The following is a 14,692-nucleotide window of genomic DNA, read 5'->3' on the forward strand; positions in this document are numbered from 1 at the left end:
TTCCTGCTTGCCGTTCTTTTCCTTCATGATGTAGAAATTGTACGATACGTAGTCGATATTGTCAGCTTCTTTAAGCCTGAATATCCGTTAGAGTGGTAGATATCGTACGATATTCTAGTCAATCAGGGAGGAACATGGAATGCGATTCCGGCAGGTTCATCTGGATTTTCACACGTCAGAAGCAATCGGGGACATCGGGCAACGCTTTTCAAAAAAGCAATTCCAGGACATGCTGAAGCTCGGTCATGTAGATTCGATTACCGTCTTTTCCAAATGTCATCACGGTTGGGCCTATCACCCGTCCGAAGCGAACGAGATTCATCCGAATTTGTCGTTTGACCTGCTGCGTGCACAAATCGAAGCGGCGCATGAGATCGGGGTAAAAACGCCGGTTTATTTGTCTGCGGGATTGGATGAAAAGCTGGCTCGACGACATCCCGAATGGCTGATCCGCGACAAACAGGAACGAACCAACTGGGCCTCGGACTTTATGGAACCGGGTTATCATCAATTTTGCATGAACACGCCTTACTTGGAAATGCTGGCGGCTCAGGTACGCGAGGTCGCAGAACGGTATGACGCGGACGGCATTTTCCTGGATATCGTCGGCGTACGCGAATGCTACTGCCAATCCTGCGTGGCGGAGATTCGCAAACGCGGCTCGGATCCCCGGAATACGACGGACATGCAGCAGCTCTGGGAAGAAACGTACCTGAAATACGGAGCCGCGATGGAGGAAGCCGTTCATGCTTTGAAGCCTGATCTTCCGCTTTTCCACAATAACGGACATATTCGGCGCGGACGGCGCGATCTGGCTGCGCTCAATACGCATTTGGAGCTGGAATCGCTGCCGACGGGCGGCTGGGGATATGATCACTTCCCGCTGTCGGCGCGTTATGCGCAGGGACTCGGGATGGAAGTGCTCGGCATGACGGGAAAATTTCATCAGTCCTGGGGCGAGTTCGGCGGCTTCAAGCATCCTAACGCCTTGCGTTACGAAGCGGCACTGAGTCTGGCCAACGGCGCAGGCTGTTCGGTCGGCGATCAGCTGCATCCGTTGGGCGAAATGGACCCGGCCACGTATGCGTTGATCGGAGAAGCGTATGCGGAAGTCGAGGCAAAAGAAGAATGGTGTCGCGAAACCGTGTCGGTGGCGGATATCGCATTAGTATCGGCAGAAGCTGCGGCAGCCGATTTCGCCGATCAAACACTGAACCTCAAAGCGATTGCGGCAGCCGATACCGGAGCAGTGCGCATTTTGCTTGAAGGACACTATCTGTTCGATGTCGTCGATCTTGAAAGCGATTGGCTTCGCTATAAGGTCGTGATCCTGCCGGACTGCATCGGAATTACGCCCGAGCTGCACGGCAAACTTAATGAATTCACGGCAAAAGGCGGCAAGATTTTGGCTACGGGACGGTCGGGAATGCTTCCGGACGAATCGGCTTTTGCTTTAAAACTCGGCGCAAAGTGGTTGGGAGCCTCTTCTTTTAACCCGACTTACACTCGACCTGATTTTGAACTTCCGGCACTTCGCCTTGCATCGTTTATTGTTTACGCGGATGCTTACGAGATTGATTTAGCACCCGGAGATCGGCTGCTGGGCAATCGGCAAAACCCGTATTTTAACCGCGACCTGTTCACCTTCAGTTCTCACCGACACGCTCCGTCCGATCTGCAAGATGCGGGAGCGGGTATTACCGAAGGGGCGGACGGCATCTATGCAGCATGGAATTTGTTCGCCGACTACGCCGAGTATGGCAGCCTGCCGGTCAAACAAATCCTGCTGCATCTGCTGGATCGATTGTTGGAGTCGGCGGCAGGAGAACGCACACTGCGCGTCGATCTGCCCGCGCAAGGCGTCGCTACGCTTCAGGAGCAGCCTGCGGCAAATCGCCGGGTGCTCCATCTGCTCTATGCCCCTCCCGTTCGTCGCGGCAAGGATACCGAAGTGATCGAGGATCTGCCGCTCGTAAAATCGACGGATGTTCGATTGGCCGAGCAGTATCCGGTACGTGAACTGTATCTGGCTCCAGAGCGACAGTCTCTTCCGTTCGTACAGGAAAACGGGCAGATTCGCTTTACGGTGCCGGAGTGGTCTTGTCACCAGATGGTGGTTATCGAATTTTAGAGGATCGCATTCACTCGATTACGCATCCCTATCTGATCTGCCGCGACTGATTCTGCAACCTTTATTAATCTGGGAGAAGTCCCGCTCCAATACGTATTCGGGAGTTCCAGTTGTCCGAATCATATTAGCATGCGTATTACTCACGACACCTTGGGCGAGTCGGTTGGTCTGAACGATGCACCGCCCGCTACCTATCGCGTCGAATTTAAAATGTCGAACGCAGGCGAAGAATTTTTTACGACAGAAAAGCCGCAGCCCGAAGAAAAGTTTGCCGGTTCCTCATTCCCTATCCGTATTCGTTAGCGTGCTGCTCCGATGCTGCGAACGAAAAAAAAAAAAACCGCTCCCCGCCGAACGGCGGAAAAGCGGTTTTTCGTTTGATTCGTCATGCAACGAATAGCCGGGAATCAGTTCGAAGTCGTATCGTAAATGGTTCCTTTTTTGAACGAAGATCCTTTGAAAGCGAACTTGCTCAGCAGCAGATACGCGATACCTGCCGTAACGAAACCGATGATCCAGCCGATGTCCACAAGCAGGAAGGCCGCGCCCGCTCCGATGAGCATGGCGAGAATCGCGCTCGGGTTGTATCCTTTGAATGCGCCGTCTTCCCGATACAGCTCGGCAGCATCCACCTTTTGTTTGCGCAGAATGTAGTATTCCACCAACAGGATGGCTACGATCGGACCCAGGAAAGCGGAGTAGATCAAGATAAACGTGTTCAAGCCTTTGGCCGAGGAGTCTTGCACAAGCACCCATGGGAAGGAGCAAAGCGCAAGCAGACCGGTGATCACGACCGAAGCTTTATACTTCAATTTGGTCACGAGCGAGATGACGTAAGCCGGCGGTACGATGTTGGCTACCATGTTTACCGCTACGGCGCCGATAACGATGAAGGCCGATACCGCTACCGTGATGTAAGGGTTGTCGACGATAACCGCGAAGGCTTTAACCGGGTTGGAGATGCCTGTAGCCGCTGCCATCATGGCACCGATCGTCAGAACGAAGCCGTAAGCGATAATGATCGGCACGAAGTACAGCGCGCTGCGCTTCTTGTCGCTGATGCCGGACTTGAGCTCGCGGGAGTAATCGGCGGCGCTCAGGAAGATCGCGGCATAGTTGCCGAGGAATACCATGATGAAGGCGAAGAACGGAAGTCCCCATGTGCCCTGCGCGTTTACCCATACGTTCGTGATATCTTCGCTGTGTTGCGTAAGCAGCAGGCCGAAGACGTAAACGAGCGCGAGCATGATCACGACCGAGGCAAGCGTTTCCACCCATTTAATCGCATGGAATCCGTACAGCGACAACACGATCTGTACAGCCTGCAAAATGACGAAACATATGGCAACGTTATCGAACGAACCGCCGCTAAGCACTTTGACGATTTCATTCAACGCGGTACCTCCGACCCAGCTCTGGAAGCCGTACCAGACGATGGCGGGTACGCCGCGCAGGAACGAGGAGATGACCGAGCCTTTGATGCCGAACGACATGCGCAGTTGAACCACGTAAGGAATACCTGTACGGTAACCGAACCGATCGTTAAGCGCAAAGATTACCGAGATGATGCCGATTGCCAAAATTGCGGCAACGAAGGTTTGAAGCGCATTCAATGTGGCTACGCCTACGGCGATCAAGCTTGCCCCGAGCGTCATGTTCCCGAGATTGACGCCGTCCCCGATCCACATGAACATATACGCTACTGGACCAACCGTTCTTTCATTGTCCCGCTTCGGATTCAGGGATTCGTCCAAGTTGCTCACTTCCTGCAATTGCGTGCCCTCCGCTGATTGCCCCGCCAAATTCGTAGACATATTCGCTCACTCCCTCTTTTTGGTTGCCTTTATCGATCCGTGGTTACGGATGAATCGGAAGTCCAGTAAGATAACATTACTTTTCTATGTAATGTATTCTTACCCCTTGCTTTATGCTTCTTATTTTATCAGCTTGACGCGGCAATTCATTAGCAAAAACGTAAATTATGAATCTGTTCGCTGTCGATATTGAACAAAAAAAGTTTACACCCTTCTTACAATCCATTTAACTCTTTGTTTGGATTCTTGCCAAGCACTTCTTGACGATAAAAACGGGGTGAAGATTCGCCTTTCGTTTAAAACTTCTCCGCAGTATCGCGAGAAAGCGAAAGTTCAAAAAAAGGCGTATCTCGAAAACTTGCGCAAAAGGACTCCGGAAAGGCTCGGAATCCTTTTCTCGCGGCGCAACCTTTTTACAGAGCCAATGCACCCGCTTCAACCTGCTCGTACACGTCAAGCGCGCCTTGCACGCCGCGTCCGACCGTGATCGGAGCATGGTGTCGGATCAACACGGCTTCCAGCGCAGCCAGAACGAACAGCACGTTCTCTTTGCGGCAGCTGTAGCCCATCGTTCCGATCCGCCAGATCTGTCCGTGCAGCGGGCCGAACGAGCTTGCGATCTCGATGCCGAACTGATTCAGCAGCATGCTGCGTACCGACTCGCCGTCCACGCCCGCAGGAATTTTCACGCAAGTTACGACCGGAAGCTTCCAAGCGACGTCGTTGAACAATTCCAGCCCCATGCCTCGAATACCGGCCATCAATGCTTTCTCGTGCAGCTTGTGACGTTCGAAGCGCTCTTCCAATCCTTCTTCCAACAAAATGCGCAGTCCTTCGCGCAGCGCATACAGCATCGACGTCGCTTCCGTGTGGTGATTCAGGCGGCGAGGACCCCAGTAGTCTTGCAGCTGGCTAAGATCGAAATAGTTGCTGCGGATCGGATGAGCCACGTAATGAAGATCGCTCTCTTGCGCAACGCCGCGTTCGACTTTTTTCCGACTTTCCAAAATGCGCTCTACGCGCTCGTTGTACGTGACGGGCGCCATGCCGGAAGGTACGGAAATACATTTTTGCGTGCCGCCGATCACCGCGTCAAGCTGCCACTCGTCGACTTTGACCGGAGTACCGCCGATCGAAGCGACCGCATCCACGACTGTCAATACGCCGAGTTCGCGGCAAGCGGGACCGATCTTGTCGAGCGGTTGCATGCAGCCTGTCGACGTCTCTCCGTGCACGATAGCCAAAATCTTCGGTTGGACGCGTTCCACTTCGTCGATGACCGCCTGTTGGTCGAAGACCTCGCCCCATGTACATTCCATCAAATAAACTTCGGCGCCGTTACGCTCCGCAATCTCGGTGAGCAAATGACCGAAGCGACCGAAAATCGGAATCAGAACTTTATCTCCCGGCTCGATCAAACTGCACAGAACCGCTTCGATTCCCGAGCGGGATGTTCCGTCTACCGGAAAGGCCCACTGGTTTTTCGTCTGGAACGTCTGCCGAAGCATGTCCATCGTCTCGTTCATCATCCGCGTGAACTCCGGATCGAATTGTCCGAGAATCGGCGTCGCCATCGCGCGAAGCACTCTCGGATCGGCTTCGACCGGCCCGGGAGTCATAATCGTTCTCAAAGGTGCATGGATTTCGCGGTACTTCGTCATCTGTTTAACGCCTCCTCAATTTGTCCGTCCGTATCGGGCCATGTCCTCGGTTTCGCTGTAAAAGTTGCCGAAACACGTCCCATGGGTCGGTTGTTTTCTTATGCACGTTATGCTCGATAGCCTTTATTCCAACTTTATACGATTTTCGATCGATGTTAGTTTAAATGACTTGGCAAATGCGATTGATTAATTGTAGAATAAAACCACATTGAAATCATTCACGAAATTGTAGAAGAATTAAAAGACTCGTTGTACACGTTAACCAAAGGGGCACGAAAACCATGAAACTTAACGACTTGCTGAAACTGCCCGTGTTTGACGAAACCCTGATCGCGGCGGGAGCAAACGGATTGAATCGCGAGGTCTATACCGTCAACATGATGGACGCTCCCGATATTATCTCTTATTTAAAACCAAACGAACTCCTGATTACAACTGCTTTTCATTTAAAAGACGATTTAACCGCGCTGCTCGAACTTATTCGCGTCATGAGCGCTCAGGGATGTGCGGCTCTCGGCATTAAGAGCAAACGGTACCTCGGCGGCATTCCGGAATCAGCCGTGCAGTTGGCTAATGAGTTAAACCTTCCGCTGTTAGAACTTCCTTCCAATACTTCTCTAGGCGACATCGTAAACAAGTCGCTCAGCCATATCCTCGACATGCGGACAAATGAGCTTCACAACGCCATGCAGACCCATCGTCAATTTACTCAACAAATCATGAGCGGTCAGGGCATCCCCAAGCTGCTTGATCAACTGTCTTCCCTGCTTCATCTGCCCGTGGTTTTACTGGGTCCTTATTTGCAGCCGATCTCGGGGCAGTTTACGCGCAGTTCGACGGCCGCAAGACTCGAAGCTTCTTTGGCCGACGGCGGCCATTTGCTGGCGACGCCTTCGATCTGTTCTTCCTTTTCGCTGCTGGATGAACAACGCGAGACGCTGACCCTTTTTCCCGTCTATACGCACAGGCAGCTTCATTATCTATGCATCGAAGGCTTCGTACGCTTCTCCGAGAGTTCGTTGGTGCTCACGATCGAACAGGCAACCAACGTGATCGCTTTCGAATTGATGAAGGAAAATGCGCTCAAGCAGAATCGCCGACGCATCCAAAACGACTTCTTCGCCAACTTTATCGGAGGAGCCTTTTCCGGCAGCGAAGAGATCGCCAGCCGCGGACGCGAGTTCGGATTGTCCGGCGACCAACGTTATATTTGCGCGGTGGCCAAACTGGACGGTACGGAAAAAACGACTTCTTTCGTCCAATACAAGGCGGAGCAGGATCGGATCGCCGAGCATCTCGAAGCCGAATTGGCTAACTTCCGTCATCCCGTTCATCTGTTCACCCATGACCGCGCTTATGTGCTGCTCATGCCTTTGGTCGATGATTGGAAAACGGTCGAGCCTTCCTTCGTGTCGCTGCTGGAGAGACTGCAAAACAAAATCTCGGCGCATTACGGCTCCGATTTGTCGCTGGGCTTCAGCAGCTACGCGCAACCGCTCGCCCATGTTCCGATCTCCTACAAGGAAGCGAACGAAGCTCTTTATTTCGGCGGAATCGCGGGCAAGACCCGTTTTATCGAGATCTATCAACCGAAAGAAGTTCCCGAAATTTTGCGCATGATTCCGTACGAGCATCTGCGCAAGTTTTATACGGATACGATGCAGGGCTTTACGGACGAGACGCTGAAAGACCATCATATGCTGCTCCAGACGCTGTCCGTGTATATGGAGACGCACTGCCAGCTCGCGGAAACGGCGAAGCGACTGTACATTCACCGCAATACCGTCATTTATCGATTGGAAAAATGCGAGGAGATCATCGGGCGCAGCTTGAAAGACCCGGAAGAGACGCTGCGGCTGCGGATGGCATTTCGAATCAAGGCGCTGCTGCCTGAAGGCGCGACGTCGAAATAACAAACGCGAAAAGATCGCTACCGGTCCGCAAGGATGCAGTAAGCGATCTTTTTTTACAAGATAAAGGCGGTTCAGTGTCCTCGTTCTTGCAGCAGCCGATCCAAAAAACCGACAAAGCTATCCGCATATTCCTCGGGTTCCGCGCCAAAAGGTTCGAACAACATAATCGGGTATTCGACCGGTACGTCTGGCTCAACAATCGGCTGCGAGACGTCAAAAAAGAATTCAGCATCCGCATCCGGCTTGAATATGTATAACCGATCTTTCGGAATCCAGTCCTGCTCGATGTTTAACCGATATTGATTGATCAGGTCGTCAGGCGCTTCCTCTTGAAATTCCGGCGGGGCCAGCGTAAAGATCTCCGTCCCTCCCAGACGGAGCATTCCGAATTCCCGGAGCCACCATTTGTACGAATCCGGCAGGCGGTACCCCAGCTCTTTTTCCGCGGCCTCGATCCATTCAGGCTCTACTTTTTCCTTTAACCGGCGTTTGCTTCCGGCGAATCCGTCCAGCCTTCGGCTTAAGTTTTCATGCATGCGCGTGCTCACCCTTTCTTTCTATTTTAATGCTTCGCCCCGCATATCTTTCTTCATTAGCTTATTCGCCACTTCCAGTGCCTCTGTCCGGTTCGATGCAGGTGCGCTGACCATGAGGCCCGAATCGCTGCTCCACTCCGAACCGCCGTCTTCTTTTTGCTCAAAAACATTGATCGTGACGTTGCGCAGCGGGTCATCGGCATAAAAACTTCCATATATATAACGAAAGGGACCCGTAATCTCATGGTAGCCATTATAAGCAATTAACCGACTTCCCGCTCCTTCGCCCAAGTTTATCTTTATTTTTTGTTCGGATTCAGTTAATGGGATATCGCTTCCTTGAATATCGATCGTACCCGAAAACGTCCGAGCGCCTTTCCAATCTTTCCAAACCTCGCTGTCGATCTTTACTCGCACAAGCTCTTCATGCCCCGCATTCGCTTCGCCCAGATGGTATTTCACGCCCTGTACGTCCAAATGAACCTGCCTCGGCCAGTAAAGGAAAAAAGCTGCTCCCAGGGCGCATAAAACGATCAACGACAACCCCCATCTTTTGCTTATTTTCATGAATCCCAAGGCCCCTCCGTTTTTCCGATTTCGATTTTTTTGCCGGATTCGTTTTTGAAACGAACCAGACTGTCCGTGTCGATAAACTGTTCGTTATGCGCATAATCGACAATGGCTTTTACCTTATAAAAAGTTCCCGAATCGATGACCTGAATATTCACCCTCTCGTACAATCCTTCGGGCCGACGGTAGTAGGCATACGTCCAGCCTTCGTCTTCCAAAAGCAGCAGCTGGTCTTCCGCGCCCTCCGTCCGGATACGTTCAGCCATAGCGGGCGACGCCTTCGTTTCCTCAGCCTCAACATAACGAATCGGCTCATAACGGATAAAGGAAATCGTAACCGCGATCGCGATCACTCCAAGCAACGACAAAAGGGCCCAATGGCGACGGTACATGCTCATATGCTATATCTCCTCCTTACGAGTCACTGCCTGCTTCTCTCGGCCAATAAAATCCTTCTAGACCATAGGCAGAACGAATCGTTTCTATATAAGCTTGCTCTTCAAAATAAAAAGGACCAATTTCAGGCATGGCAGTCACTCTCGGATTGGGAGAGCCCTCGCTCTCGATCCCAAAATCGTACCAAACGAATTGTCCATCCTCCCGCTTGATTCGCAGCGATACTGCCCCGCAACCCAGATCGCCGCAAGCAGGGCAGATATAAAGCGCGCGTCGGCCGTCCGGAAAATCCGCTTCGGCATTCAACAACAGTTTTTCGATATGTTCTTTCTGAAAACTTTCGCTCCCGAATCCCAGGCAAGCGATATCGTCAAGATTGGGATACATGCCGATCACCCGATCGTATAACCGCTGTCCGTCAATCCATAAATCCGCATGTTCAAACGTACACGGATAACCTTCGCGTTTTTCTTTTCGTAGATGCAATATCGATACTTTGGACAACGTTAGCTCCACCTTTTTAGGGAATATTGTCAACTTTGATGCTTTAAAAGCCCCTATAACCAAGACGGTCCAGCCGCTTAAATAGTTACGCTTTTGTCGTATAACTCGCTAAACATTCAAAAAAGACCTCAACTATGTTTTAATAGGAATAAGGGTTCGGAAATTCGACGGTTAAGGAGTGTACACTTACATGGAAGTCTCGCGTTTTCTTTTACCCAAGGATCAAGTCAAGCATATCCCCTCTTCCGCCACGATGATGGAAGCGATGGATTTGCTGGAGAAGAATCATTATTCCGCGGTGCCGATCATCGACGAGCAGGGCCGCTACGTAGGCACGCTGTCCGAAGGCGATCTGCTTTGGAAACTTAAAAACACGTTCAACTTCAATCTGGAGATGATGTCCGATATTTCGCTCAGCAGCATCAAGCGGTATCGGCATAACGAATCGGTCGTGATCGATGCGGACATGGAGGATATGCTGACCCTCGCCGCCGATCAGAACTTCGTGCCCGTAACCGATCACGACGGCGTATTCCTCGGGATTATCCGCCGCCGGGATATCATCAATTATTACAATGACGGGATCATGGACTGAATCGATTTTCCAGGCAGGAAAAAAGCTTTCCACGACGTTCGCGCAAGCGAATGGTGGAAAGCTTTTTTTGTTAAAGTATGAGGGTATTTCGTCGGAAAGTTAAGGCTTAACCCGATTGGATATTCTGTCCTTTGCGCTTCGCTGCCGCTTCATGCACATAACGGGTCAGCTCCGCCGATTGCTCGTAGCGCAGGAACGGAGTCATGATGTAGACACCGCTGAAGTATTCCAAAATCACGTCGATCAGGGAACGGGAGATGTTCATCCCTTCCTGCATCGCGGCTTCCTTGTCGTGTTCGTAACGCTGCATCCGTCCCAGCACCTCGTCCGTCAGACGGATGCCAGGCACTTCGTTATGCAGGAAGGAAGCGTTTTGCGCGCTGATCAGCGGCATGATGCCGATAAAGATCTGCTGCTTCAGATGCTTGGTTGCATGATACAGCTCTTCGATCCTTTTTTCGTCGTAAACGGGCTGCGTCATGAAGTAGTCGGCGCCGGCCGCAATCTTTTTCTCCAGACGCTGCACGCCTTTGTCCAGATGGCGCACGTTCGGATCGAACGCGGCGCCGACCGAAAAGTTTGCACGCAGACCGAGCGAGCGGCCCGAAGGCAATCGGCCTTCGTTGAACTGTTTGGTCAGCTTGATCAGGTCGAACGAATTGTAGTCGTAGACGGAGGTCGCACCCGGGACGTCGCCGACCTTCGACGGGTCGCCCGTGATCGCGATCATCTGATTGATGCCCGAAGCGGCAAGCCCCATCAGATGGGATTGAAGCCCGATCATGTTGCGGTCCCGGCAGGCGACGTGCACCAGCGGCTTCACGCCGTACTTGTTTTTGACGACCGAAGCCAGCGATTCGTTGGCGATCCGGGGACTTGCGAGCGAGTTGTCCGCCAGCGTGAGCGCGTCGATTCCGGCTTCTTTGAGCGCTTGCACGCCTTTGAAAAAGCCTTCGGTGCGCAGCGTGCGCGGAGGGTCGAGCTCGACGATGACCGAGTGATCTTTCGCAGCAGTGATCTCGTGGAACAATCTCTCGGCGGGCGGCGCGTCGGCGCTTGCAAGCTCGGCGACCGTCTCGCGGATCTCGATCCGCTGCGCCTCCGTCCCGGGAAGCGCTTCCGTAATTTTCTCCGTAATCGGCGCGGCGCCTTTCACGGACTCGACCATCGCGGCCACATGCTCGGGCGTCGTGCCGCAGCAGCCGCCGATCAGACGCACGCCTTGATCGCGCAGATCCAACGCGCTTTTCCCGAAATAATCCGCTCCCGAACGGTATCTGATGCGGCCTTCGTTATACTCGGGCAGACCCGCGTTCGGATAAGCCGACAGGAACGCATGCTTGGGCAGCGGTACCTGCTTCAAATAACGATTCATATGGAACGGGCCGAGCCGGCAGTTCAATCCGACCACGTCCGCGCCCAACCCTTCCAAAATGGCAAACATTTCAGCCAACGTGCTTCCGTCCTGCAAATAACCGGAATCCTGCGTCGAGACTTGCGCCACGATCGGCAGATCCGTTTTTTTGCGGGCCAAAGTCAGCGTAGCGCGCAATTCTTCGGGATCGTAAAAAGTTTCCAGCAGCAAACCATCTACCTCTTCGGATAGCAGTGCTTCAATCTGACGCTCGTTGCTCCGCTTGATCTCGCCGAGCGAAACTTCGCCGGGCTTGGTATTGCGGATACCGCCGATCGTGCCCAGAACGTAAGCCCCGGTGCCTTCCGCGGCCGAACGGGCCAACCGGGCGCCTGCCCGGTTGATCGATTCCAGCTCGTACTCCAGATTATAGCGCTTCAGCTTGTGATCGTTCGCCGCATACGTATTGGTCTGGATCACTTCGGCTCCCGCGCCCAGGTACGCCCGGTGAATCTGGCGCACCTGCTCGGGACGGGTCAGGTTCAGCTCTTCGAAGCAGCGGTCGATGCCGTTCAGATACAGCAGCGTGCCCATCGCCCCATCGGCGACGATCACTCTTGTTCGCAGTTCGTCGAGCAGCCCCATTAGATTTGATCGCCGGTCGCTCCGACGCCTCCTGCTGCTCCTGCTTTCGCGAACTGCTCACGCAAGGCTACGGCTGCTGCGACCATCGTCTTCAGCGACGGCACGACTTCTTCTTCGCGTCGCGTTTTCAGGCCGCAGTCCGGGTTGATCCAGAATTGGGCCGGATCAAGGACTTCAAGCGCGCGCTGCGCGATCGACTCGATCTCGGATTGGTCCGGTAAACGCGGGCTGTGGATATCGAATACGCCCAAGCCGATGCCTTTGTCGTACGTATCGTCTTCGAACGCGGATACCAGGTTGCCGTGGCTGCGCGCCGCTTCGATCGAGATGACGTCGGCGTCAAGGTCGGAGATCGCTTGAATGATATCGCCGAACTCGGCATAGCACATATGCGTGTGGATTTGCGTTACGTCCTGCACGCTTGTCGTCGAAGCGCGGAACGCATAGACCGCGTCATCCAGGTACGCCTGCCAATCTTCGCGCTTGAGCGGAAGACCTTCGCGCAGTGCCGGTTCGTCCACTTGAATCATGCCGATGCCGGCTTCTTCCAGCGCACTGACTTCGGAACGAAGAGCCAGAGCGATCTGGTTCTGCACGACGGCGCGGGACAGATCGTCGCGTACGAACGACCAGTTGTAGATCGTGATCGGGCCTGTCAGCATGCCTTTGACCGGCTTGTCCGTCAGCGATTGCGCGTACGCGCTTTCCGTTACCGTCATCGGGCTCAGCAGCTTCACGTCTCCGTACAGGATCGGCGGCTTCACGCAGCGCGAACCGTACGATTGTACCCAGGCGAAGGACGATGTCGTGAAACCGGCCAACTGCTCGCCGAAGTATTCGACCATGTCGTTACGCTCGAACTCGCCGTGTACCAGCACGTCGATGCCGATCTCTTCTTGGATACGAATCCAACGCTCCGTTTCCGCATGCAGGAACTCAACGTATTGAGCTTCGCTCCACTCTCCTTTTTTCCACTTGCTGCGCGCTTGACGAACTTCGGTGGTCTGCGGCAGACTTCCGATCGTTGTCGTCGGCAGCAATGGCAGCGGCCAGTGCTTGGCTTGCACGTCGCGGCGCGTCGCGTAAGGCGACAAACGTTCCGGACGGTTGGCATCCAGCTTGCCCAACGCGTCGCGTACCGATTCGTCGTTGCGTTCCGGCGATGCGTTCAGTGCGGCAACCGCGTCCACGCTTTCCTTGATTTCGGCAGCCGCGGCTTCCTCGCCTTCGTTCAGCGCTTTAACCAAAGTCGCGATTTCCGCCAGCTTCTCGTCGGCGAAGCTCAGGCCGTTTTTAATCTTCGCTTCCAGCTTTTCCTCGCTGCGCGTCGTGACCGGCACGTGCAGCAGGCTCGAAGACGGTTGAATGAACAGCTCTTTCGCGTTTGCGGCTTTTTCGATGCGACGCAGCAGTTCCAGCTTCACGCTCAGATCGGAACGCCAGATGTTGCGGCCGTCGATGATGCCCACGCCCAGAATCTTATCTTGAGGGAAGCCGTTCTTTTCGAGAGCAGCCAGGTTGCGACCGCGGTCATAGACGAAGTCAAGGCCGATCGCTTGCACCGGAAGCTGTACCACTTCTTCGTAACGGGATACCGATTCGAAGTACGTTTGCAGCAGGATGTTCAGCTCAGGCGTAGCGGCATCGAAAGCTTCGTAGATTTTACGCAGGCGCGCAGCGTCTTCGTCGCTGGTTTCCAAAACCAGGATCGGCTCGTCGATTTGTACCCATTTCGCTCCGGCTTCGCTCAGTTCCTTTAATACTTGCACGTACAGCGGAATGAGTTCGTCCAGCAGCGAGTCGAAACGATCGTTTTCGATACCGCGTGCCAACTTCAGCAAGGTGAGCGGGCCGACGATGACAGGTTTTCCGTCGATGCCCAGCTCTTCTTTGGCTTCAAGGTAGAAGGCCAGCGGGCGGTTGACCGTAAGCTTCGGCGTCAGGCCTTGCAGCTCGGGCACGATATAATGATAGTTCGTGTCGAACCATTTGGTCATCGGCGAAGCCGCGAATGCTTTTGTACCCCGCGCTACGGCGAAGTAAGCATCCAGTCCATATACGCCTTGTTCGTTCGGAGCAAAGAATTTCGTTCCCGCATCTTTCGCTGCCGCCGGTTCTTCGTCGTGAGCGCCGCTTGCGCAGTTGCAGTTCTCGTCGTGCGCAGCGGTGTCGGCGCCGCCGGTGAAGCGCTGCGGCACGAGACCGAAGGTAAACGCGGTGTCGAGAATGTGATCATAGAGCGAGAAGTCGCCGACCGGAATCAATTCCGCTTTCAGGTCGCGCTGTTTCTTCAGATACTCCAAACGAAGCTTTTTCGTTTCGCTTTCCAACTCGGCCGCGTCGATCTTGCCCGACCAGTGCGCCTCCAGCAATTTTTTCCATTCCCGTTTTTCGCCGATTCTCGGATACCCCAAATTCGAACTTTTCGCTTGCGTCATGTTGATCTTCCTCTCTGCCGGATATTCGGAGGTGCCTGCCTGTCGGCGGCTCGTCCGTGACTTTGAGTATGATATTAGGCATCCGGCAGCCGAGTGTCAATCGCTCCCGAAAGCCGACAAGACGGCGTTATAGTC

Annotated in this window: 11 protein-coding genes; 3 read left to right on the top strand and 8 right to left on the bottom strand. The window is 53.6% G+C overall.

Going from position 1 to position 14,692, the window contains the following annotated elements; genetic code table 11:
- The first annotated feature begins 139 nt into the window (after nucleotides 1-139).
- Nucleotides 140-2,131 carry a beta-galactosidase trimerization domain-containing protein gene (locus HRQ63_RS03770; protein ID WP_172239295.1) on the top strand — a complete coding sequence of 664 codons (1,992 nt, stop codon included), beginning with the start codon at nucleotides 140-142 and terminating at the stop codon, nucleotides 2,129-2,131.
- A 407-nt stretch (nucleotides 2,132-2,538) separates the two neighbouring features.
- Here HRQ63_RS03770 and HRQ63_RS03775 read toward each other — a convergent pair whose 3' ends face one another.
- Together HRQ63_RS03775 and HRQ63_RS03780 are read right to left on the bottom strand one after the other, a co-directional pair.
- On the bottom strand, nucleotides 2,539-3,945 hold the full coding sequence (locus tag HRQ63_RS03775) for an NCS1 family transporter (RefSeq protein WP_172239298.1): 1,407 nt from the start codon (nucleotides 3,943-3,945) through the stop codon (nucleotides 2,539-2,541).
- Nucleotides 3,946-4,358: 413 nt separating this feature from the next.
- Nucleotides 4,359-5,606, bottom strand: coding sequence for a pyridoxal-phosphate-dependent aminotransferase family protein (locus tag HRQ63_RS03780; protein ID WP_172239301.1), 1,248 nt, complete (start codon nucleotides 5,604-5,606; stop codon nucleotides 4,359-4,361).
- Between the two features lie 281 nt (nucleotides 5,607-5,887).
- Between HRQ63_RS03780 and HRQ63_RS03785 the strand changes: the two genes are divergently transcribed.
- A complete protein-coding gene (locus HRQ63_RS03785) occupies nucleotides 5,888-7,519 on the top strand; it encodes a PucR family transcriptional regulator (RefSeq protein ID WP_172239304.1) in 1,632 nt (543 codons plus the stop codon).
- 71 nt (nucleotides 7,520-7,590) lie between these two features.
- Here HRQ63_RS03785 and HRQ63_RS03790 read toward each other — a convergent pair whose 3' ends face one another.
- The 4 genes from HRQ63_RS03790 to HRQ63_RS03805 form a co-directional block, all read right to left on the bottom strand.
- The gene (locus tag HRQ63_RS03790) at nucleotides 7,591-8,055 is read right to left on the bottom strand and encodes an SMI1/KNR4 family protein (RefSeq protein WP_172239307.1); all 465 of its coding nucleotides are present in this window, start codon (nucleotides 8,053-8,055) and stop codon (nucleotides 7,591-7,593) included.
- Nucleotides 8,056-8,076: 21 nt separating this feature from the next.
- On the bottom strand, nucleotides 8,077-8,517 hold the full coding sequence (locus tag HRQ63_RS03795) for a hypothetical protein (RefSeq protein WP_172239310.1): 441 nt from the start codon (nucleotides 8,515-8,517) through the stop codon (nucleotides 8,077-8,079).
- Between the two features lie 101 nt (nucleotides 8,518-8,618).
- Nucleotides 8,619-9,023, bottom strand: coding sequence for a hypothetical protein (locus HRQ63_RS03800; RefSeq protein ID WP_172239313.1), 405 nt, complete (start codon nucleotides 9,021-9,023; stop codon nucleotides 8,619-8,621).
- Nucleotides 9,024-9,039: 16 nt separating this feature from the next.
- On the bottom strand, nucleotides 9,040-9,525 hold the full coding sequence (locus tag HRQ63_RS03805; RefSeq protein WP_172239316.1) for an oxidoreductase: 486 nt from the start codon (nucleotides 9,523-9,525) through the stop codon (nucleotides 9,040-9,042).
- 190 nt (nucleotides 9,526-9,715) lie between these two features.
- Between HRQ63_RS03805 and HRQ63_RS03810 the strand changes: the two genes are divergently transcribed.
- Nucleotides 9,716-10,120 carry a CBS domain-containing protein gene (locus HRQ63_RS03810; protein WP_172239319.1) on the top strand — a complete coding sequence of 135 codons (405 nt, stop codon included), beginning with the start codon at nucleotides 9,716-9,718 and terminating at the stop codon, nucleotides 10,118-10,120.
- A 106-nt stretch (nucleotides 10,121-10,226) separates the two neighbouring features.
- Here the strand turns inward: HRQ63_RS03810 and HRQ63_RS03815 are convergent, their stop codons facing one another.
- Nucleotides 10,227-12,119, bottom strand: coding sequence for a bifunctional homocysteine S-methyltransferase/methylenetetrahydrofolate reductase (locus HRQ63_RS03815; RefSeq protein WP_172239322.1), 1,893 nt, complete (start codon nucleotides 12,117-12,119; stop codon nucleotides 10,227-10,229).
- The gene (metE, locus tag HRQ63_RS03820; protein WP_172239325.1) at nucleotides 12,119-14,557 is read right to left on the bottom strand and encodes a 5-methyltetrahydropteroyltriglutamate--homocysteine S-methyltransferase; all 2,439 of its coding nucleotides are present in this window, start codon (nucleotides 14,555-14,557) and stop codon (nucleotides 12,119-12,121) included. Before metE ends, HRQ63_RS03815 begins: the two co-directional genes overlap by 1 nt.
- Nucleotides 14,558-14,692 lie beyond the last annotated feature (135 nt).

This window comes from Saccharibacillus endophyticus (genome assembly GCF_013185185.1).
Taxonomy (GTDB): Bacteria; Bacillota; Bacilli; order Paenibacillales; family Paenibacillaceae; genus Saccharibacillus; species Saccharibacillus endophyticus.